A 19,440-nucleotide genomic window follows, 5' to 3' on the forward strand; every position below is an offset into this window, starting at 1 on the left:
AAAAAAGAGGGACCTACCTCATAGGCAGATCCTTCTATTACATTATTCTTCATCCTTATGCGTAATTCTCAGGCCTTCGACATGCTTACGCTGCATCAATTTCCGCTTTTTACGGGTATCCTTGCTCTCAAAAATTATATCAAAGTCATATTCCTCAGGATATAGCTCATCTTTGGATAGATATGGCTTTAAACGTTTATGATTAACCCGCATTTTTTGCTTCTGGATCATCACTCCGACCATTCCTAAGTGATCTTTTTTCTCATAAACAATGCCTATTCGCCCCAGTGAAGTTACAAGAACGGCATCACCAATTTCATATTGGGTCTGCTTCTCCTTATCGCTCAGTGATTCCGCAGACTTTTCTTCTTTTTCAAAATCCTCTATAACAGGTGCAGTCTTCCCTTTCTCTCCCTCTTTGCTAAAAAGACTTGCCCATGCCGACCCATCACCTTTCTGCAGCCTTTGCTGCTGCGCCTCAACGATCTCCCACGATCGCTTGATAACGTTATCCTGGATACCCAGCTTTTTGGCAATTTGCAGAGCGTAACTCTCCCCCGCTTCTCCGATAGTCAGACGATACAACGGCCGCAGCGTTTCTTTGTCGAATTCCATTCGTGCATTTTGAAAACCGGCTGTCGCAGCGGCAAAGGCTTTTAGCTCATTAAAATGGGTTGTGACGATAATATTGGCCCCTTTACGGCTCAGCTCTTCCAGAATGGCGATTGAGAGGGCGATTCCTTCACCAGGGTCTGTACCTGCCGCCAGCTCGTCAATGAGCAGCAGCACCCCTTTAGAGGCATCTCTCAGCATTCCCTCAATACTCTTCATTTGTGCCGAAAATGTACTGAGTGATTGGGCCAAACTTTGTCCGTCTCCGATTACACTGATCACATCCGTAAAGACCGTAAACTCACTCCCCTCCTCGACCGGAATCAACAACCCGGATTGAGCCATGAGGGTCAGCAGCCCGAGGGTCTTGAGCACCACCGTTTTCCCGCCTGTATTTGGACCTGTAATGATTAGGGACTTATATCCCTTCCCTATCTCCAGGCTAATTGGAATCATGCCCTGCAGCATGGGATGTCTGCCTCCGTTCATCCTTAGAAAACCCCTATCATTTAGAGTAACCTCAGATGCTCCCAGCGTTCGTGCATATTTTGCTTTGGCAAAAATAAAATCATAGGTACCTGTAACCTCGATATTTAGGCGAAGTGCAGTTTGTTCCTGTTCTACCATGCTGGTCAGCATACTGAGGATCACAGCTTCTTCACGCGCCTCTTCTCCTAATAACAGATCAAGCTCAATCTGCATGGAGGCAATCTCATCTGGTTCGATGAACACCGTCTGTCCACTTGTGGATTGATCGAGTACCGATCCCTTTATTTGCTTATGATACTCCCGCTTTACGGGGATAACATATCGTCCACCACGCTGGCTATAAATATTCTCTTGCAAAATCGATTGATGGCGCGTCATGATCCCGTCAATTTTTTTATGAAGACGTTCTTTAGCTACGCCAATCCGTTTACGAACCCGCTCTAACCCCTTACTAGCTCCATCATCAATCGCCCCAAAGCGGATACAACGATCAATTGCTTCCCGCACATGATTTAATTCCAGCAGCGAGGAAGCATAAGCAGCAATCCGGGGAGCACTTTGCTCTTTAGAAGCCATATATTTGCGCAATTGACTACAGCTCTTTAGAAATGTAGCCACTGCAGTGAAGTCTTGCTCACTGTACAAATATCCAGTCCCCATTAGTGACATGATCCACTCAATCCCCTCCAATGAAGGAATCGGTACACTGGACCCCCGCTCGAGCAGCTCTTTAGCTTCAGACGTTTCCTCCATCGCTCTTTGAATCGAAGGTAAATAGGTCATAGGCATAAGCTCTTCTACAGTTTTCTTTCCTACATAAGATACCGCATGACGGCTAAGCTCGGTTTTAATAATTTCGTATTCCAACGTGTTTAGACTTTGTAAATTCACAGCAAATCCTCCTTATTGATCTAACTTTTTTTGGAACTAAATCTCCCTAACGCAAAAAGGACAAAGAATGCCACTATGGCAGTCCTTGCCCTTCTTTTTATGCTATTGTTCTCTGGCGTTTTAAGGTCCCCATAAAAGCCAGGGTGGCCGAAAAACAAAAAAACCGTGCTCTAAGAGCACGGTTAATTACAAAGAGAACAATAGCCGTAAAGAGGCCATATGACGCTTCGTGTGTTCTTAACTAAATCATCCACCGTTAGGAACAACAGACCTCTGCGCGAAACGAACTCAAATAGAGCACGTAAACGCCAAAAGACGAGCCTGCTAAAGCCTTCCTAATCCAGTGTTATGAAATTGCTAGTTAAGAACGGTCACCAACATCAATATTTCCCCTTTTGTTATAGGATAGCTGTAATTTAACACATTCCAGATGGACGTCAACGTAATCCACACGCTGGTTTTTCACAACAAAAAAGCAGCCGGTTTCCCGACTGCTTCTATAAAACGTCCTATTCCGTTGTGTAAGGAAGCAACGCGATTTGACGCGAGCGTTTTACAGCAATGGTAAGAGCGCGTTGGTATTTTGCACTTGTACCTGTTACACGACGTGGCAAAATCTTTCCACGTTCGCTGATGAACTTCTTAAGAAGTTCAGTATCTTTATAATCAATGTGAGTAATCTTGTTCACAGTGAAAAAGCAAACTTTTTTACGCTTGTTGCGTCCACCACGACGTGCTGGTCTTTTGTCGTTGTCAGCGCCTTCTCTTGGTTTAAAAGCCATATTCTTTTCAGTCCTTCCTAATTAAAATGGCAAATCATCATCCGATATATCAATCGGTTTACCATCGCCCGAAAAAGGATCTTGAGTATTGTTGTTACGCGAGAAATTATTGTTGTTATTTCCGCGTCCAGCGTTACCACCGCCACCATATGCTGGCTCTTCAGGCATACTACTTGCACCACTTGAAGTATTTCCACCTTCACGGCTCTGTGAAGATTCCAGGAAACGAACATTATCAGCAATAACTTCAGTTACGTATACACGTTTACCTTCGTTATTCTCATAGTTCCGCACTTGGATGCGTCCTTCCACTGCTGTCAGACGACCTTTGCGCAAATAATTGGCACAGGTTTCTGCTAGCTGTCTCCAGGTAACAACCGGGATGAAGTCTGCCTCACGTTCACCGTTCTGGCCCGTAAAGTTACGATCTACGGCAAGCGTAAATTGAGTTACGGCAACACCAGCGGGAGTATAACGAAGTTCCGGGTCACGGGTCAACCGTCCGATCAAAATGATACGGTTCAACAATTCTGGTCCCCTCCTTTAGAGCGATTCATTACAAAGCTTGTCAAGATCTTAAGCAACGTCGTTCGTAATGAGATAACGAATAACTTCGTCAGAAATCTTCATAAGACGTTCTAATTCAGTAACTACTGCAGGTTCTGCATTGAAGTTAACCAAAACATAAACGCCATCACGGAATTTCTTGATCTCATACGCAAGACGGCGTTTACCTTGCACTTCGTGCTTTGTAATTTCCCCGCCATTGGAGATGATGCCTTGGAATTTATCGACTGCTGCTTGAACAGCTTCTTGTTCAATGTCAGGACGAATAATGTACATCACTTCATATTTGCGCATAATTTTCACCTCCTTATGGTCTGAGGCCCCTAATCACGTCAGGAGCAAGGAACGAGCACAAACATAGACTCGCACCTGATTAATATACCAAAACGAGCAGCAGAGTGCAAGCAATATTAATACCGGACAACCCTCCACCCTCTTTTTACATGAAAAAAACCCTACCTGCGCACAATAATCAGTGAATTCATCTGCACTTAAGGAAGGAGCGATAATGATGGGCGAAAAGACAGAATATGAAAAAGGCGACAAGGCCCCCAATCCAGGCATGTATACAGAGGTAGGTGAAGCGCGAAGCTTCCATACCGAAATTCAGAATCCACAGCATATTAAAATGGAAAAAGGGGACACCTTCCCCGAGACCAGTAACAAAAATCGGAAGTGGAAAAAGGTTGAAAAAGCACGTGTACATTAAATAAAAATAAATGTGTATAAAAAAAACGACATTACACATACTATACTCAGGCAGTACAAAAGAGAGGTGTGGTTCCGTTGGCCGTCGTAGACGAACACAATCACAGGATATCTGATTCAGCATCTATTGTTAGCTGGGAATAGTAGTGGGTTATTGTCTAAAAAGCAGTAACCTCAGCAACGCCTAAATCACTTTAGTCGCTATATACAGAGAAATTCCAACATCATTGATGTACTGCCTCTTGAAGAAGGACCCGAAAGGGCCCTTCTTTTTGCATGTTATGATCTTTTGCAAACAGCTCAGTGGACACAAAAAAACCTCCGTTACTGGAACGAAGGATTCATTAAAATGTTATATTATGCTGAAGTGGCGGAGAGGGTGGGATTCGAACCCACGCACGCTGTGACACGCCTAACTGATTTCGAGTCACGTATTTGCCCGCTAATGGCGGAAAAGCCCGCAACATCAACGTATAGTTTACGCTCACATACCGGACTGATTCCGATACTACTACGTTTATTCGATTATCTACCTATTATAATAGCATACGGAATCCGCGTAGACAAACGTAAATATGACCCCCGGATAAAAATTTTATTGTCGGACTCTATATACGGCAGATGAGCCGGTTTAGACGTGGGGCCTTGGGGAAATTCGTACGGTGACGCGCTAAAGTATGCATCTTTATACACTATCGTACCTAGCTGATTACTAATTACGTAGGTATGCGCAGACAAAAAGAAAAGCCCGCAAACCCTTATACATCAAGGATTCGCGGGCTCATGCGTACGCCGACCGTAGCCGATACGCTTTATACATACGTTTATTAGGCGTATATACATCGTTTTATGCAGCGGTTTATGCAGCGGTCGACCCCCGAGTTAGCGCGAGGGCAGGCGTCCGGAGCGGCGTGCAGGTAAATCGCGTTATTAGTCCGAATTAGTCGGCGTATGTCTCTACGCTACCACGTCCTCATCACCGTTAACCAGTGCATCCAACTCGCTAATATCCTTACGGATCTCATCATCAGTCTTACGCTTCTCTTCGACCTGACTACGCGCATCCTCTATGATGGTCCGATCGGAGAGTAATCCGTATCTGCGCATGTACAAGTCGAGCGCCTTAACGCTTGGAATCCCGTTGGCTCCACCGCGAATCGAACGCATGAGAGCGACGTAAACTTCCGATCTCATTCCGTCGAGCTGACGTTCGGTTAAGTGATTAACGTAAGCTGTGAACATCTCATTACGTTTCCACTCGAACAGCGTTGAGCGCGCGATGCCGAGTTCATCCGCCAACTCCTGCATAGTACGCTTCTTGCCACCCTCTTCCGTTAACTCTCCCCATTCGTTAATCACCAGTAGTTGTGCTGCCCGTTGTTGTTGCGGAGTTAATTGCGCCTCTAACACTTTACCTTTTCTCGCGTTACTCATATTAATCGTCCTCCTCTTTCGTAGGTATTAGCGTCATGGCTTCGTCAATAGCGGCCTGTAACGCGTCTGGATCGGATAGTAAGCGCTCCTTCTCAGCGCGCGGCCATACGCCAGTTTCCGTATAATAACCATGGCTATCGTTACAAATCCCGCTTTCCCTCGTCATATAACCAATTGCGTAATGTATCCGGCGCATAGCATCGTTAGTATCAAAGTCCGCTACCTCTCCGTTATCTATTGCGCTATTCATCCGCTCAATAATGCTGAACGCTCCTTGTACGCCCCACGAATGGAAAGCGCTAAAGGTTCCGCGTGAACAACTAAGAAGCCGCCCATACTCCGCATACTTTTCGAGCCTGCTCGTATCAATCCGCGCTGTTTGTCCTTGCGCCAGGATGGACGCGAGTTTAACCGCGATCGCCCTAAACGGTTGCAGGCGGTCGATTAGCGCTAATGATAGCGGAATATCAACGACTCTCGGACGCGGCAACGGATCGACCGATAAACCTTGTTCGATGCGTATCGCGCGTACCCTCTCCGTTAACTGAGCGATATCAATCCGTAATTCTTCGTTAGTTAATGCCATTACGTATCCCCTTTCGTTGTTTAGATTTCCGGATGGCGTCCGTCGAATATCGTCTTGCCGCGTTTATAGTTGGCGAGGCGCGGTATGTGCGATGGCGGGGTAAATCTCATTGTTGTGAATAATTTCGTCAATGGTCATCCTCCTTTGCTATAATTAGTTTGTAGGGGGGCGATTTATAAATGGGTAATAAACAAAACGGAAAGTATACTGAAGATCTAACTTATGAGGATAAAGAAAAAGTCATAGTTGCGATTATCGCAAATCTCTCATATTGCGAGTACGCACTCATCTCGATTACAAACTCCGAAGTGATACACGAGTATCAAATAGGACTCAGTTTCTCATTGGCGATGTCTAGTCTTTACGAGGCGTTAAATATTTTCAGTTCTATAAAAGGATGCATTGCTGAGACTGTTCAAGAAAACCCACACTTAATTGACTCTTGGAGATCACTAACCTCTAAGAGTACAAATAAATTTAAGAAAGAAATCTTGCAGACTGTTCGTAACAAGTCCTCTTTTCATGTTGACCCTGATACTGTTGGGTCGTTGCTGTCAACAAACACCTACCTTAAATCCCTTAACTTATGGGATAAATACGAAGGTAATGACCCTGAGTGGTCATCTCCACTTGCGAGGGATTTGATTAATTTCCATCTAATTTCCGTAGTTGATAAAGCAAATGATAAAAGCTGGGCCTTTACTTTCGAACAGACTTACAAGAATTTAACTAACTTCGTAAAAGAACTGTCAGATATTTGGTTAGTTAAAAACAATCAGATAAGTATCAGTAGTTAAGCCCATATAGGCTTATTCCGTACTTTCTCCGCCCACTCTACGCAATGCTAACCGCCATCTCCAACTAGCGTACGATTAGCGCTGCTCTCATTAGTCGGGAGTGGTGCTTTCATCCGCACTCCCTTCCACCTGCGCCAACGCTATGCCGATATCGTTATCGAGCGCGCGGAGTATATCGAGCTCACGTCCCGGATTGACCGCCAGTATATCCGTAATCATCTCGGTAAGGTCAGCGGCTGCGTTTGCAACATCCACCGTAAATTCGATTAAGCATCGTTTTTCCATAAAATAACGTCCCCTTTCGTAATTAAAAAGACCACCCGAAGGTGGCCGTAATGTTGAGCGTATGGTAGTTCACCGTGAACCTAACCCCGTACGTATGTTATTCGCCGAGCTGCGCCTTGATATCCGCGAGATCTGCTGATGCTTCGGCACGTCTCGCTTTTAGGTCTTCGATGAACTTCTTCGCAGATTCTTGTTGGTCTGGAGTTTCCATCAAATAGAAATTAGCATCTTCTTTAGCAATTGCGTCATCGAACAGCTTAACTCTGCTTTCTAGCGCTGTGACTCTTTCCTTAAGTTTGGCTGTGTCTACACTTGCCTCTAGCGTGGCTACTGGTTCAGCAACCGTCGTACCTGTCTCCGCTACTGCCTCTTTACTTCCCATCGTTATCGTTTTCCCCTTTACGGTCAGACTCGCGCCCGTCGCCTCACTAACCGCACGAACAGGCGCATAAGCTGACCCGTTTATTATTACAGCGTCTGCTATCTTCGTTCCGTCTTCTTTCTGTATCGTAAACAAGCCGGTTACTTTCGCACCGATAAGCGATGAGCTGGCCGCGTACCCGATTGAACTTCCAAGTAAAAGTGCAGCGGCTATAACTCCGATAATCTTCTTTTTCATGCGTGAGCCTCCTAAATATAGTAATTACCGTAAGTATATCTAAGAGGCTGCAGACATGAAAGATAAATTAAGAGACTCCGAATGTACCGCCGCCGCTATTCAGGTTATCCGGATTGCCGTGGTTGTGATTTGGAATCGTAACGCTGTGTGAGTGATTTGCATTCGCTTTGCTGGCAAGGGCTGCGTAAACAGCATCGAGGTCAGACGCAGTGAGAACACGATCACCGGGCGCATTCGATCCAATATAAACACCGCCGGCTCCCGGTTGCATCAAAATTCGATCGCCCTTTAGGAACAAATCAAGGCTTGTATCAATACGAATGTCGTTACCGGCTCGTATTTTCAACTCTTTTGTGCCGCCAGCGAAAGAGATAAATGCCTCATAGATGCTTGGGTCTACGAACTCAATACGCCGGTCAGTAGTGCTACCTGCCAACCCCATAAACAAGTTATTTCCGATTCTCGCGTCTCGCGTCACATCAATATCCGTATTAGACCGTATACTACCCCCGATAATAGACGCGCCCGTAATCGTTCCGCCTTCAATCTCGTTACCGATAATCTTACTGGCGCGGATAACCGACGAAATAACATCGCTCTGACTGACTTCGCCCGTAAGCTTAATCGACCGCGCTACTACATCGCCTTGATGGTTCACGCGAAAGGGTGCGGAGTTGAAATCGTCGTGACCGGCGCTTATCCCGTTCGTGTTGATCTTAGTGACGTCGTTTCCACTACCGATTACCATTGATACGAAATTACCTAGTTGGCCGGACACCACCTCGGCATTAACCAGTTCCGCACGGAGGCGCTTCAACTCCTCACTCACAATCCGCTCAGTCAAGCGCTTAAGCCCGCGCTTTTCCTTAATCCGCGTATGCATGAACGGTTTCACGGTACCTCTGTCGATCTCATAAACCGTCAGCTCTCCGCCTATTCCCTCGTATGAAATCTCGTCAAACGCGTGCTGGAACGTCTGTATAACGTTCATGGAGTCGCTAAACTTCGTCATTGCGGCCGTAGCGGATTCATTTACCTTAATGCCGCCGGACCATATCGCGAAGTTAGTGGGATTGTCGAGGATACGCGCAGTAAGCTCAAATCCATTGTGCGGTTCAAGTCCGTATACGACGGTTCTGTCTTGCTCATACTTACAAACGAGAATAGTCAGGAATAGCTCGACGCCTACCTCGAACGTCTCCCCGCGCTCCAACAAATAAGCGTCGTGCTGCTGAATAGCGATCTCCTGCAGTCGCTCCATTGACCGATCAGAAATGCTGTGGAACTCGCGCATAACCCTATCAGCCAACTCAGCCCGTCCCGAGCAAAAAATAACCGAATCGTCCACTACCCATAACTTTTGTCCGTTTTCGTGCCACCTGTAAGTAACCCCGCCGATATTCGTTGAAACCGCGCTATCTGAGCCAATCCATAAGCGGTCGTAAGTTTGCAATACAACAACACTGCTCAATATTATTCCCCCTTTGAAATAAAACAGAGCCGACGAAATTAAGCGTCAGCCCTTCCGTGATTATTTGGTTATTCCGCTGCTGCTGCCGCGTCAGCTTCCGCCTTTTCCTTAGCAGCTTTAGCCTCGGCTTGCTTTCTGAAAACTTCGGTCCAAATCGCCTCTTCTTCCGGTGTCAGCTTGGTTGAGTTGGTGTAATTGCTTTGTGTTGCCGGTTTAGGTGCGGCCGGCCGCTCGTCCTCATGACTTGCGAAGTATGAATCGGTATCATTCACGTAATCACCGTATTCACGGCCGAGCGTATCACGTGCCGCGTCACTTACAAGGTCAATGAAGAATTTCGACGTTTCCATTTCGTTAATGGATTCGAGTGTATCCCGCGCTGATCGTACGTCTGCGGATTCAAACTTGGACGCCAGCCCCTCGAATGTCTGCGCCAGTTCATGGCGGGTTTTTGCGTTCTCAGAAGGCGGTGTCTGCGCGATGATCGGTCCGGCCAAGTCCGCAAATTGTTCGTGCAGAATACTCGCACAATACGGATCGCTAACCTGCGTAATGAACTCTGTGAGTTTAGCGGCGGCGGTCTTCGCGTTCATTGAGAGTAACAGCTCCGTCTTAACCTTGCGGAGTGATGCCTCGAAACGTTCAAGCGTGGTGGCGTCCGGTTTCTTGATCTTCGCGTAAATCTCGGCCTCGGCGTGAGTTTTGGCGTCCTTTAGGTGCGCGAGATACTGCAGCCGACGAACGTGCGCCTGTTTCATCAAGTCTGTCCCGTGTTTCTTTTTGGCCGCTGTCGTACGGTTGTAGCGACCGTCTGCCGAGAGGTCACTGTCGCCAGCAATAGCGTTAATTTCCGTGCGTACTTTATCTTGAAACTCCCGGTAAAATCGCGTGTTATCGTGTTTCAATTCGTGTGCCTTTTGGATACTGTCTTTTGCTTTTTGATAGCTCATTAATAAATCCCCCTATTTTTATAGTTTGTTTTATGTTCAGCCTGCCAGCTTGACATAAGACGCGTTAGCCCGATCGTGCTTGTCTTCGCCGAGTTCAAAAATGACGGGATCACCAGGCATGAAATATAGCGCGTCATGGTCTGGAGCAGCGCTAATATGAAAGAAAACGTCTCCTTGTCCGCGTACGCCTATAAATCCATAATTCTTTTCAACGTTAAATTTTTTCACTACGCCATGAAGTCGCGGGCTCCCTTTGGGCTTGCGCTCCTTCTTAGGCGCTACAGGACTCTTGCAGATGGACGGGCCGATCATAGAAAGAGATTCGCCAGTCTCAGGGCCTCCGGTATGGGTTGCTGAATTAATGAACATTAGTTAATCTTCCTCTCTGTGTTTAATTGGTTTTGCCTGACGCCATAGCGTAGGCGCCCACCGCCGTATTACCCTATCGGGGTAACTGGACCCGTAAAGGATTTCGCGCTGCTTACCGGTCTCCTCATCCAATAGTCGAACGATTCTACGGTGGTATCCTGTCGGTGTTATCGAGATTACGCGGATGTCCTTCCCCACGGCGGCTGACCTCCCCCGAATATTTCAAGCGCTTGTAATATCGCGTGTCTAACCTGTGCCTTCGTGATTCCGTATAACTTCGTAGGTGACTCCGCTTTGCATACCATGATCGCGAGACGTTCGATGAGCCGGCACGTCTTCACAACGTCCATTTTCCGGTATGTATCGACGTTAACCTCGCGGCCTACGAAATAGACAATCTCGTCTAAAAGTTCCTCCGTTGCTAAACTATCAACAACGTACTCGCTGAATTTGAGCGGGCGCTTTGCTCCGTACTCAATCGCGTAGTCTTCCACCGCCGCCAGCCTCCCTCACGTAAAATAGGCGCATATTCGGTACTCTTTCCCCTTCGTATGCTTGATTTAAGGCACGCAAACAAGCTCGACGATACATTGTTCGTCCAGACAGTAGGAGCGCTAATATCACGCAATATTTACGATAAAGAGACACCGAATAAATGACGCGCCGATCGTTTACGTGTGGAAGGGATGCGGTATTGCCTAGCGATAATCTCTCCGTCCTCTTGATACGTTGCCATAACGGTAAAGTCCGGATAGGATCGGCGTATCTTCGCCCATACTGTGCGGTCCTCTGTGTAAGCGGCTAGGTTATTGGAGTCGAGCCTCCATATTGCGTTTTCCATTACGTTTCTTCCATTCAGCGGCCTAGCAGTTTGCCATGGATTTGTTGCCTGCGTAAAGCCCTTGGCGTTTAACGTCCGCCTGTACGACGTTTATTCTATACGTTCAAACTATCAGATAGCTTAGCGCGTCTAATCAACTCGGACGCCTCTGGATCATCACCGTAGAGCTGACCAATACGGATACGAACGCGATCGGATACGGGGCTCGTACCGCTTTCGACCGCGCTTAACCATTGTGCACTGATTCCGATTTGAGCTGCGAAATCTACTTGCGTCATTCCCTTGCCGATGCGTATCGCTTTAATTGCAAAACCGTTCATATAACTTTTCCCCCTTTCGCATTGTATTTATATTAATTCTAGTATCTAATTAAATAAAAATTGTGTGTTTGACGGTCTACTATCCGTCTATATAGCATTGGAAAACGGTGCGATTACGCAGACCGTTTCCTCATAAGATTCAGCGCATTATCCCGCGCAACTTGGCAAACGGACATGTCCCGCCGCTTTAAATGCGCCACCACATCACACACCTTCATGCGCCCATACTGTGGACTATGTGAGTAAAACGCGTTCCCACAGACTGCGCACAATCGAATCCTCCGCATGTCGAGGCGCATGATAGCCTCCCGTACGTCCACAGGCGTCCGTCTCTTCGCTGAATCCCTCCGGTTCCATGCGCTGCCGTCCGCGTATCGTTGCACGAAGTCCGCTGAGTTGCGTTGTATATCAGCTAATTCTGTGCGTAGCTCGTCCGCCGTCATATTCGGGCATGGCTCAAATAGCGCGTCCTCCACCGGCTTACTCTTGTTAAACGTATCCTCGTAGACCGTGCCGGGCTCGTAGTCTTCTCCGCGTTCCGTCCGTAAAAGAGACTCGCGCGCCGTTCGTTTCACCTCTTCACGGAACTCACGCTCCGGACCATGTACGGGATACTCCGCCGACCTCTCAGCTATTTCGTCGATGTTCATTATGTAATCCGCGAGGATATCGCCAATACTGAATAGCTCGGCTGATTTTCGTAGGAGCGCCGGATGCCTCATAGTTAACGTCCAATACCGCGCGCGATCGCATCCAGCGGCCTCTAGTTCGTCCGTTAGTTTATGCACCAGTTCGGAGCGCCAAGCAGTGGGAGCGTCCTTGTTGTCGATAATGAACGCTTTGACCTTATCGTATATTTCTTGACGTGTAATCATGCGGCTTCCTCCTTAAAGGTAATGGGCAAGGTCTTCCATTCAGGCGGCTAACGCTGGCTGTGTACAGTCTTACTCATTGGCGTGCTCCTCGTACGGGTCAAGCGCATCGTAGACGGCTTTGGCGCCTGCTTTGGTCGGTAGTCTGCGCAATACTTCCAAAATATTGTCATCTACCAGTACCGTAAATCCCTCCGCGTAGATAACTGTACTTCCTTTCGCTTTGTCCGTGTATACTATAAACCCATCTTCTGATCCGTACGCGTAGCAGGCATTCAACCGGTCTAGCTCGCTGAAAATTAAATCCTCTAATTTTTTCATGCGTGCGTTCCTCTCCTCTTCAAGTTGTTTAATGTGTTCCTTTATTAGAAGCTGTCCACCCAACATTATCGCCGTTCCGCGTGTTAATCGCCGCTTAGCCTCCGGATAGTCAATATCCCCAACCTCCACCGCTAATACATATCGGGCGATCGCTTCCCGTTCCCATTTCGTAGGCTTCCTTTTCAACGTGTCAAACTGCGCGAGTGCTTCCGTTAACGTTTCGCTGTTCATTCGTAACCGCCTCCGATTATATGTTCCTTCTTTGTGTATCCCCATACGCTCAAGGATCGGGCAGTATGTGTGCGGTGCTTTGCGTTTCCTCCCTTTCAAGTATCCCTATCATGCGGCATCCTCCTCAATCCGTAGTCTCTTGATATAAAAGGTCCTTTCCCGATATACTCCAAGCGCATTCGTGGCTTCTATCACGTCCCCGTCTGCCTGCAGACTCGCGAAGGTATTTCGGTGTATTCCGAGACTCTCGTATATTTCCTTTGACTTAATACGACTACCGGGCGCCATTGAGCGGAAGAACTCTATAAGGTTGCTCACGTTTTTACTCGGCCCTTTAAGCTGCCGGCGTGGAATGAACTCCCGGCGATGCGCTCCCGGAAAGTTTCCGATAATCTTACCGAGAACCTGCTCGTCCCGGTGAAACAAGTACACACTAACCGGATAATCACTTGAGCGCGGGCGGATACGGTGTACGTCCTGTATGCGTTCTGTCACCAGCTCCCCGACCTTAAACGATTCGACGCGGGTATCCCTATAGTGAACTCCGGTCATATCAACCCAGCTTTCATATGAGAGTAGTTCATCATAAATCGCGCTCGCTACCTGCGGGTAATATGCCTCTCCCTTTAGTAGCCAGCCGAGGAACACTGCCGCGTCACAGTCTTTGTAATCGTTCGAGGCTCGCCCACTATCGAAATGCTTAGTCACTACGCGGCCAGCCTGAATATCCTCGGCTAAATAACCTTCAAGCTGCGGCAAATGTTCTTTATAGAAAACAACCATCGTCTTTCGGTGCTTATCGGCGATCTCGCGGACCATGCCGGCGACTTCTTCAAATGACTGGTGATGATTCTCAAAAAAGGACTTCGATAGGTTCTCTCCTGTGCAAACGTGGAATTGCACATTGCTGTAGGCGTGTGGGTTAGGAGCCTCCATTACCACAAAATTACCAGCCGCATAATACGGGTCGGTCGCTGCGGTCGCGTCCAGAATGAACGGACGGAAGGCTGTCCACTCGTAGTAAACGCGATGAGAAACAGTAACCACCGGTGTGATGTTTCGGCGCAAATATATCATTCCTCCGTACCTCACTGTCCCTTCAAACGTTGCTAACGCTTCAAAGTCTGCCCCTTCGTAGTGGTCAGCCCATAATCTACGGAGAGAGTCCGGCAAAACATAGTCAAAGTCTATCGGAGGCATTCGGTCACGGCCTTCGCATTCTTCGAGATTAGAACGCAGCTTCTGCGCATAACTCAGGAACTCGCGGAAATCCCTATTAATTCCCCTGCGCGCTGACGAACCCTTTCTTTGATTCGGCTGATGCGTAATGACTCGGACATCCTCAATAAGGCGGTTAATGTCTTCTACCGATACGGAGTGTGTCCGCGTCAAGACTGGACGCTCGTCGATTACAAGGAGGCGGCGGGGCCTACGCTGTTCATCCCGATCGTAAAACGAAGAGAAGCGGTCGAGCACGCGCATACTCGACTGCCGCGCAAACATCTCCGCTGTCATGACGACAACGGGATAATACGCCTGGCGACTGAATTGACGACGGTGTGACTCGTAGGACATGACGGATGGATCGTACCCGCGAATAGCGAACGCTCTCCGGTAACGAACGCCTACCCGGCCGGGCTCCTCCACATCGTTTCTGTTGATAGCGTTGGTCAGCGCTTCGACCTCGTCTTTCTTCTGTTTGACGATGATTGCGCCGAAATGCGGGTCAGTCGCGGCCATATGACGGAGATAAACTTCCAGCAGCGTAGACTTACCAAATCCGCACTCTGCCGCAAATACTACGGGATTATCTATATCATCCGGCGCATTCCAAGCGTCCACCATTCCCGATGCAAACGCTAAATCTCCGTCACTGACGGCATGTCCGTGAGCTAGTAACAGCGCCTTGAAACCGTCTGTCACTTCGTTTATTTGCGAGGTTAATATAGGTGTACTACCGGTAATTAACTCCTTACTCATCCGCGTTCCTCCGTTTCTTTTGATCTGCCAACATGAGCGCGCCTCTTGATTAGGCGTCATGATCTTACCCGATAAGCTTGTTGCGCAGTTAATGATTGGGCGATGTTCCCTATATATTCGGATACGCCGGTTTTAGGCGGAGCCGGGGCAAGGGGCGATATTATCCCCGCTGTCCAGCACTTAAAGGTCAAAGGCTGACGCGACCACAAACTGGTCACGCCCGACTCACTATCGTTCGCCGAATATGTCTGTATACTCGAAATTGCACATTTATATGTTAAGTAGTTCTTATAGAGTTTTTGTGCATTTTTCGCAAAAGGTCAACCCCTAGCTCGCGTTTTCTAATTGGTGACGCGCCGTGTACTTCTCCATATCAAGCGGCTCGTACATGTCTTCGCCTAATAAGTCGTACTGTATAAATAGAGCGTCGAGGTCCTCCACAATATGCTCGATTACATCGTCTACGCTCGCTTTATCATGAAGGAGATAATCGAAATAAGTGTCGAGAACACCGTCTCGTGAGTAGTACATGGTATCGCCTGGAATCCCGTAGTTGCTCAGCAGCGCGTGGAAAGGGTCTGAGTCTAGTATCTCGATATCATCACCGCCGAACTTAAACACTGTGCGCAGCTTCGCTGAGAAGTCGCTTACCTCCTTCAACGTTTCCAGCAGAATCTTAATTAACGGGATTTCGCATTCCTCGATCTTCTTTAACATGTAACTTCCTCCTCGTATTGTGGTTTAAGCTGCCGCATTACAGGGCTACACATACTCTCTTAACTAGAATCCTTTGCCTGTAATGCTTAGTATCTCGTCCAGTTCTGTTTTGACCTCATGGTGCATCCTCTCAGTAGCTTGATTTGTGGGTTGACCAGCAGCCGTTAATCTGCTTACACTCATAGCGTCAACAATCCGAAGGAACGACACAAGGTCAGGCTCAATTTGATAAAGGTTAAAGATTTCACGTACAATTTGATAGGTCTGGAACGGGGACAACAACTCCCCACAGTGCAGGAACCACTTACCTGCGTAGTCCTCGCCGTAGTGCAGTACGCTAACCCACGTCTGAACCTTGCCCTTTCCTGTATAGATAACCTCTTCACGGACGACCATGTTATTTCGCACCATGTCCTCGTTATAAAATGCCAGACCACGGTCGTCCGCTACTTCCATAGCACTAACTTTCAGTTTTGCATAAAGAAGCGCTACCCCCGAAAGCGTCTCTTTTCCCTCAGATGCTCGTGCATAGTTGATAACCTGTAACTTTGTCATTGTCGATCGTCTCCCTTATTAGTTGATAGTTAAGCGGCCCCATTCCGAAGCCGCACCGTTTTCGACTTCTATACTACGTACAGCTCCGCCACTTCTCCCCCAACGATTTGTGGTTCTACCTCTTTGAGAAGCGCGTCGACGAAGTTAAAGGCTTGAGTTCCATTCTTAAAGTAAATAGCAATTTTTCCGCTGCTTAACGGGACGATACGCAGCGCCGGAATTGCCTTAGTGTGATCAAGTTGCGGCTCCCAGCTCTCCCGCTCACGGGCATCCATTAGCGAACGAATGAACGCGCGACCTCCTTGATCATTTTTCACATAGACCGCTGTCTGCCCGTTATTGAGTGATTTAATTGTAAACATTATTAATCGTCTCCCTTATCGTTTGTATTTTTATAGTTAAGCGGATAACCGCTATCTATCTCCTTCAACGCTGCCCGAATCCTTTTCGCACACTTTCGAGCGCCTTACGTGGTATTATCTACGGCACTTTTGTACTACGTACACTATTACGGAAACTTTTACGTCGGCTCAACGCCTTACGTAGATAAAGACACCACGCACTCCTTTTTCGCACACTTACACGGAAATTATTTCGACGGGTCAGCGCCTTACGCTTATAGAGACGTAGTGAATATGAGCGCAACACACTTGCGGCCTCAAGAACCGTCGAACTGCGATCCGCACACCGCTGCCACTATTAAATACACCGTCCACTTCCCCTTCTGCACAGTTTTCGCGAAATTTACTTCCTGATACCCTATAAGTCGCAGCGGAAACGGCATCCGCACACCGCCCGTAAAAATAAAGACGACGCACTAGCGGCACCGACACGCCTCGAAGTTAAATTCCGTCATACACTTTGACGACGCTCGAACGCTTCACGCACACTTTCAGCGAAATTTTCCTCCTATCTTATTAATCGTAGTCTACGCAACCTCCCGCACCATTTACGGTATTATTTACAGCGCAGAGTCCTTTCGCACACTTCGGAGAAAATTGCGCCCTTACTGTACTTGGTGCCGCAGACTACCGTTTCGCACACTCCACGCGAAAATAAATATCGAGCATACTGTATTACTACCGCTAAAGCGCTGTTCCGCACACTTTCGATTAATACAACGTTGGCCGATCGCAGAACGTACACACTCTACGTTAATATCCGTAATGACTTCGGCCTCGCGCATCTTCTCCGGAAAATAATCTGCCTACACTATACATACGGACAATGATTCCGCAGATTGGGACATTGATTCTCTCCTTTACTGTATATAGGGACATAAACTTTTGGAATTGGGACAAGCGCTATACGATAATATATAAAAGCTACAGACGCTCCCGCACCACTCAATTAATATAAGGACAGATTTTTGATGGATTGGGACATGCACTCCATAATAATCCTCGCGGACCTGCCCGTAGCCCGCGAAGGCCCGATCGCAACTATTGAGACGTAGAAGCGACCGGTATACTTACCGCCTGTATTTGGCGCTACATGCGGTGTTATACGAATTTATTGAATGCACGCTAGTATATAATCAACCGTGGACATACTGGCGAGATCATGCACCGTAAGTGTGCCGTTCACGTTAATATCGTAGAGGTGGCCTTCTTTTCCGTCACATACGCGCAGCTCTCCGTCAATATCTTCTACCCGCTCGACCATTACGTAGGTTTTATCGCAGAAGTTATCGACGGTAATCGCGATTGAGCTCCCGATTAGTAGCGCATCATACGTTTCGGCTGACGTCTCGCCCACAACGTCGAGGTCCTTTATATACTTCGTTACTGTTGCGAAAGTCATCGTCTACCCCTCCAATGCCGCAATTAATACGTCTAACTCATTCTCTGCGGTATAAATTTTATGTAACCCTTTAACGCTGATCGGACTTTCAAAGTGGATTCCTGTCCAACTATCCCCGTCGATCTTTGTAATTATCGTGCACTCCGCCTCAATATCGAGAATAACGACCAAATTGTCCTTAATCACGATTGTGTCGCAACCATCAAATCTAATCTTCTTCATAAATAGTCCCCCTTAAATTTGAGTTAATAGTTGTAATGCGATCAAATTCCCTCTACGCGTCCTTACATATAACCTTCCTTCGATTAGTAGGCCAGCTCGATACACCTTTCCCTACCTCCTTTTTTGCGCATAACAAATAAGCAGAAAGTTGTGGATTTTTCTGGAATTTCATAGTATACTACTTTTTGTAATACTGTACGCCTATGCGTACAACATTTGATTTGATTATACTGTACGCTTGTACGTACAGTCAATACTAAATTTAGGAGTGTTTGATATGGCGATAAAAGTTAAAGTGGTATTGGGAGATCTATTAGCAGAAAGAGGTATGTCCCTCAATGAATTGTCGCTAAAGTCCGACGTACGTCGTGCAGCAATCTCGGAGCTCGTAAACGGAAAACGGGAGAATATAAACTTTGAACACATCGCGAAAATTGCGGAGGCACTAGGAACGTCTGATATAAGTAAGATAATTACCTTAATAGAAACAACTGACGAACATTAATACATAGATTTAACGTAGAAATCACCGCAAATTAGCCGTTCTACCATCGTACCCTAGCGCTAATACTCCCGAAGGGCTAGACGCGTTAATTCAAGGGCTTACGCAAGCAGATCGTGCGGTATAGGTACCATAAAACGCAAATAAGCGCCCGACCCCGTTATGATCCGGAGCCGAGCGCTAGACTTTTATTAATAAACATATACAACATACTTGTTGTAACGTTACGCTAAAAAGCGTAGAATAAAGATATCTAAGATAAGAATTCGCAATTGTCGCGAGACATGCGGCTTCAAATTTTTTAAATGTTTATCACAGAAAAGTAGCTTAACTCTTGGTCGGGGCGAGCTACTTTTTTGTTTGTCTTAAAGCTTGTATTGAAATGATAAGTGCCATCATTGCGATAGTGTATTCTCCAAAATCTATTATTAACGACAAGGATTCATAAGTGCTCATTTTATCCGCTCCATTGCCGCATATCTCGCTAAAAACATTATATCACATGTGGATAATGTT

Annotated in this window: 26 protein-coding genes; 3 read left to right on the forward strand and 23 right to left on the reverse strand. The window is 47.1% G+C overall.

Annotated features, from left to right (window positions below; translation table 11 throughout):
- Positions 1-42 precede the first annotated feature (42 nt).
- The 4 genes from NYE58_RS35790 to rpsF all read right to left on the reverse strand — a co-directional run bounded on the left by NYE58_RS35790 (position 43) and on the right by rpsF (position 3,635).
- A complete protein-coding gene (locus NYE58_RS35790; protein ID WP_341004190.1) occupies positions 43-1,992 on the reverse strand; it encodes an endonuclease MutS2 in 1,950 nt (649 codons plus the stop codon).
- A 509-nt stretch (positions 1,993-2,501) separates the two neighbouring features.
- A complete protein-coding gene (gene rpsR / locus NYE58_RS35795) occupies positions 2,502-2,774 on the reverse strand; it encodes a 30S ribosomal protein S18 (RefSeq protein ID WP_036651767.1) in 273 nt (90 codons plus the stop codon).
- Positions 2,775-2,795: 21 nt separating this feature from the next.
- On the reverse strand, positions 2,796-3,302 hold the full coding sequence (gene ssb / locus NYE58_RS35800; RefSeq protein ID WP_036677780.1) for a single-stranded DNA-binding protein: 507 nt from the start codon (positions 3,300-3,302) through the stop codon (positions 2,796-2,798).
- A gap of 48 nt (positions 3,303-3,350) precedes the next feature.
- Entirely contained in the window at positions 3,351-3,635 is a 285-nt protein-coding gene (gene rpsF, locus NYE58_RS35805) for a 30S ribosomal protein S6 (RefSeq protein ID WP_036677776.1), read from the reverse strand.
- 217 nt (positions 3,636-3,852) lie between these two features.
- Between rpsF and NYE58_RS35810 the strand changes: the two genes are divergently transcribed.
- Positions 3,853-4,050 (forward strand): YjzC family protein, encoded by a 198-nt coding sequence (locus NYE58_RS35810; RefSeq protein WP_036677774.1) that lies wholly within the window; start codon positions 3,853-3,855, stop codon positions 4,048-4,050.
- A gap of 956 nt (positions 4,051-5,006) precedes the next feature.
- On the opposite strand, the gene NYE58_RS35815 is transcribed toward NYE58_RS35810, so the two are convergent.
- Both NYE58_RS35815 and NYE58_RS35820 read right to left on the reverse strand, forming a co-directional pair.
- On the reverse strand, positions 5,007-5,483 hold the full coding sequence (locus NYE58_RS35815; RefSeq protein WP_341004191.1) for a phBC6A51 family helix-turn-helix protein: 477 nt from the start codon (positions 5,481-5,483) through the stop codon (positions 5,007-5,009).
- 1 nt (position 5,484) lies between these two features.
- Complete coding sequence (locus NYE58_RS35820) at positions 5,485-6,069, reverse strand: hypothetical protein (RefSeq protein ID WP_341004192.1); 585 nt, start codon at positions 6,067-6,069, stop codon at positions 5,485-5,487.
- Positions 6,070-6,248: 179 nt separating this feature from the next.
- Between NYE58_RS35820 and NYE58_RS35825 the strand changes: the two genes are divergently transcribed.
- On the forward strand, positions 6,249-6,866 hold the full coding sequence (locus NYE58_RS35825; RefSeq protein WP_341004194.1) for a hypothetical protein: 618 nt from the start codon (positions 6,249-6,251) through the stop codon (positions 6,864-6,866).
- A 90-nt stretch (positions 6,867-6,956) separates the two neighbouring features.
- Here NYE58_RS35825 and NYE58_RS35830 read toward each other — a convergent pair whose 3' ends face one another.
- The 16 genes from NYE58_RS35830 to NYE58_RS35905 all read right to left on the reverse strand — a co-directional run bounded on the left by NYE58_RS35830 (position 6,957) and on the right by NYE58_RS35905 (position 18,422).
- Entirely contained in the window at positions 6,957-7,151 is a 195-nt protein-coding gene (locus NYE58_RS35830; RefSeq protein ID WP_341004197.1) for a hypothetical protein, read from the reverse strand.
- Between the two features lie 97 nt (positions 7,152-7,248).
- Entirely contained in the window at positions 7,249-7,770 is a 522-nt protein-coding gene (locus NYE58_RS35835) for a hypothetical protein (protein WP_341004199.1), read from the reverse strand.
- 67 nt (positions 7,771-7,837) lie between these two features.
- Entirely contained in the window at positions 7,838-9,241 is a 1,404-nt protein-coding gene (locus NYE58_RS35840; protein ID WP_341004200.1) for a hypothetical protein, read from the reverse strand.
- Between the two features lie 68 nt (positions 9,242-9,309).
- The gene (locus NYE58_RS35845) at positions 9,310-10,191 is read right to left on the reverse strand and encodes a hypothetical protein (RefSeq protein WP_341004202.1); all 882 of its coding nucleotides are present in this window, start codon (positions 10,189-10,191) and stop codon (positions 9,310-9,312) included.
- Positions 10,192-10,227: 36 nt separating this feature from the next.
- Positions 10,228-10,560: a cold-shock protein gene (locus NYE58_RS35850; protein WP_341004203.1), complete on the reverse strand. Its 333-nt coding sequence runs from the start codon at positions 10,558-10,560 to the stop codon at positions 10,228-10,230.
- Positions 10,561-10,736: 176 nt separating this feature from the next.
- Positions 10,737-11,054 carry a hypothetical protein gene (locus NYE58_RS35855; protein WP_341004204.1) on the reverse strand — a complete coding sequence of 106 codons (318 nt, stop codon included), beginning with the start codon at positions 11,052-11,054 and terminating at the stop codon, positions 10,737-10,739.
- A 137-nt stretch (positions 11,055-11,191) separates the two neighbouring features.
- Positions 11,192-11,401: a hypothetical protein gene (locus tag NYE58_RS35860; protein WP_341004205.1), complete on the reverse strand. Its 210-nt coding sequence runs from the start codon at positions 11,399-11,401 to the stop codon at positions 11,192-11,194.
- Between the two features lie 95 nt (positions 11,402-11,496).
- The gene (locus NYE58_RS35865) at positions 11,497-11,721 is read right to left on the reverse strand and encodes a helix-turn-helix domain-containing protein (protein WP_341004207.1); all 225 of its coding nucleotides are present in this window, start codon (positions 11,719-11,721) and stop codon (positions 11,497-11,499) included.
- 113 nt (positions 11,722-11,834) lie between these two features.
- Positions 11,835-12,596 (reverse strand): hypothetical protein, encoded by a 762-nt coding sequence (locus tag NYE58_RS35870; RefSeq protein ID WP_341004208.1) that lies wholly within the window; start codon positions 12,594-12,596, stop codon positions 11,835-11,837.
- Between the two features lie 69 nt (positions 12,597-12,665).
- Entirely contained in the window at positions 12,666-13,145 is a 480-nt protein-coding gene (locus tag NYE58_RS35875; RefSeq protein WP_341004209.1) for a hypothetical protein, read from the reverse strand.
- A gap of 108 nt (positions 13,146-13,253) precedes the next feature.
- Positions 13,254-15,125 carry a hypothetical protein gene (locus NYE58_RS35880; RefSeq protein WP_341004210.1) on the reverse strand — a complete coding sequence of 624 codons (1,872 nt, stop codon included), beginning with the start codon at positions 15,123-15,125 and terminating at the stop codon, positions 13,254-13,256.
- Between the two features lie 327 nt (positions 15,126-15,452).
- Positions 15,453-15,842 (reverse strand): hypothetical protein, encoded by a 390-nt coding sequence (locus tag NYE58_RS35885; RefSeq protein ID WP_341004212.1) that lies wholly within the window; start codon positions 15,840-15,842, stop codon positions 15,453-15,455.
- A gap of 63 nt (positions 15,843-15,905) precedes the next feature.
- Entirely contained in the window at positions 15,906-16,397 is a 492-nt protein-coding gene (locus NYE58_RS35890; RefSeq protein WP_341004213.1) for a hypothetical protein, read from the reverse strand.
- Between the two features lie 68 nt (positions 16,398-16,465).
- The gene (locus NYE58_RS35895; protein WP_341004215.1) at positions 16,466-16,759 is read right to left on the reverse strand and encodes a hypothetical protein; all 294 of its coding nucleotides are present in this window, start codon (positions 16,757-16,759) and stop codon (positions 16,466-16,468) included.
- Positions 16,760-17,909: 1,150 nt separating this feature from the next.
- Positions 17,910-18,200, reverse strand: a complete 291-nt coding sequence (locus NYE58_RS35900; protein ID WP_341004216.1) for a hypothetical protein — start codon at positions 18,198-18,200, stop codon at positions 17,910-17,912.
- Between the two features lie 3 nt (positions 18,201-18,203).
- The gene (locus tag NYE58_RS35905) at positions 18,204-18,422 is read right to left on the reverse strand and encodes a hypothetical protein (protein ID WP_341004217.1); all 219 of its coding nucleotides are present in this window, start codon (positions 18,420-18,422) and stop codon (positions 18,204-18,206) included.
- Between the two features lie 277 nt (positions 18,423-18,699).
- Here NYE58_RS35905 and NYE58_RS35910 point away from each other — a divergent pair, with 277 nt between their 5' ends.
- A complete protein-coding gene (locus NYE58_RS35910) occupies positions 18,700-18,927 on the forward strand; it encodes a helix-turn-helix domain-containing protein (protein WP_341004218.1) in 228 nt (75 codons plus the stop codon).
- 345 nt (positions 18,928-19,272) lie between these two features.
- Here NYE58_RS35910 and NYE58_RS37605 read toward each other — a convergent pair whose 3' ends face one another.
- On the reverse strand, positions 19,273-19,380 hold the full coding sequence (locus NYE58_RS37605) for a putative holin-like toxin (protein ID WP_445671777.1): 108 nt from the start codon (positions 19,378-19,380) through the stop codon (positions 19,273-19,275).
- Positions 19,381-19,440 lie beyond the last annotated feature (60 nt).

Origin of the sequence: Paenibacillus sp. FSL L8-0708 (assembly GCF_038009325.1) — a bacterium.
Lineage (GTDB): Bacteria > Bacillota > Bacilli > Paenibacillales > Paenibacillaceae > Paenibacillus_AQ > Paenibacillus_AQ odorifer.

What these genes read in the sequence shown, in the direction of transcription:
- NYE58_RS37605 (WP_445671777.1), bottom strand. Translation starts at nt 19,380, where the DNA reads ATGAGCACTTATGAATCCTTGTCGTTAATAATAGATTTTGGAGAATAC.
- NYE58_RS35890 (WP_341004213.1), bottom strand. Translation starts at nt 16,397, where the DNA reads ATGACAAAGTTACAGGTTATCAACTATGCACGAGCATCTGAGGGAAAA.
- NYE58_RS35900 (WP_341004216.1), bottom strand. Translation starts at nt 18,200, where the DNA reads ATGACTTTCGCAACAGTAACGAAGTATATAAAGGACCTCGACGTTGTG.
- NYE58_RS35820 (WP_341004192.1), bottom strand. Translation starts at nt 6,069, where the DNA reads ATGGCATTAACTAACGAAGAATTACGGATTGATATCGCTCAGTTAACG.
- rpsF (WP_036677776.1), bottom strand. Translation starts at nt 3,635, where the DNA reads ATGCGCAAATATGAAGTGATGTACATTATTCGTCCTGACATTGAACAA.
- NYE58_RS35830 (WP_341004197.1), bottom strand. Translation starts at nt 7,151, where the DNA reads ATGGAAAAACGATGCTTAATCGAATTTACGGTGGATGTTGCAAACGCA.
- NYE58_RS35885 (WP_341004212.1), bottom strand. Translation starts at nt 15,842, where the DNA reads ATGTTAAAGAAGATCGAGGAATGCGAAATCCCGTTAATTAAGATTCTG.
- NYE58_RS35835 (WP_341004199.1), bottom strand. Translation starts at nt 7,770, where the DNA reads ATGAAAAAGAAGATTATCGGAGTTATAGCCGCTGCACTTTTACTTGGA.
- NYE58_RS35865 (WP_341004207.1), bottom strand. Translation starts at nt 11,721, where the DNA reads ATGAACGGTTTTGCAATTAAAGCGATACGCATCGGCAAGGGAATGACG.
- NYE58_RS35850 (WP_341004203.1), bottom strand. Translation starts at nt 10,560, where the DNA reads ATGTTCATTAATTCAGCAACCCATACCGGAGGCCCTGAGACTGGCGAA.
- NYE58_RS35845 (WP_341004202.1), bottom strand. Translation starts at nt 10,191, where the DNA reads ATGAGCTATCAAAAAGCAAAAGACAGTATCCAAAAGGCACACGAATTG.
- rpsR (WP_036651767.1), bottom strand. Translation starts at nt 2,774, where the DNA reads ATGGCTTTTAAACCAAGAGAAGGCGCTGACAACGACAAAAGACCAGCA.
- NYE58_RS35905 (WP_341004217.1), bottom strand. Translation starts at nt 18,422, where the DNA reads ATGAAGAAGATTAGATTTGATGGTTGCGACACAATCGTGATTAAGGAC.
- NYE58_RS35880 (WP_341004210.1), bottom strand. Translation starts at nt 15,125, where the DNA reads ATGAGTAAGGAGTTAATTACCGGTAGTACACCTATATTAACCTCGCAA.
- NYE58_RS35870 (WP_341004208.1), bottom strand. Translation starts at nt 12,596, where the DNA reads ATGATTACACGTCAAGAAATATACGATAAGGTCAAAGCGTTCATTATC.
- NYE58_RS35875 (WP_341004209.1), bottom strand. Translation starts at nt 13,145, where the DNA reads ATGAACAGCGAAACGTTAACGGAAGCACTCGCGCAGTTTGACACGTTG.
- NYE58_RS35810 (WP_036677774.1), top strand. Translation starts at nt 3,853, where the DNA reads ATGGGCGAAAAGACAGAATATGAAAAAGGCGACAAGGCCCCCAATCCA.
- NYE58_RS35910 (WP_341004218.1), top strand. Translation starts at nt 18,700, where the DNA reads ATGGCGATAAAAGTTAAAGTGGTATTGGGAGATCTATTAGCAGAAAGA.
- NYE58_RS35815 (WP_341004191.1), bottom strand. Translation starts at nt 5,483, where the DNA reads ATGAGTAACGCGAGAAAAGGTAAAGTGTTAGAGGCGCAATTAACTCCG.
- NYE58_RS35825 (WP_341004194.1), top strand. Translation starts at nt 6,249, where the DNA reads ATGGGTAATAAACAAAACGGAAAGTATACTGAAGATCTAACTTATGAG.
- NYE58_RS35895 (WP_341004215.1), bottom strand. Translation starts at nt 16,759, where the DNA reads ATGTTTACAATTAAATCACTCAATAACGGGCAGACAGCGGTCTATGTG.
- NYE58_RS35860 (WP_341004205.1), bottom strand. Translation starts at nt 11,401, where the DNA reads ATGGAAAACGCAATATGGAGGCTCGACTCCAATAACCTAGCCGCTTAC.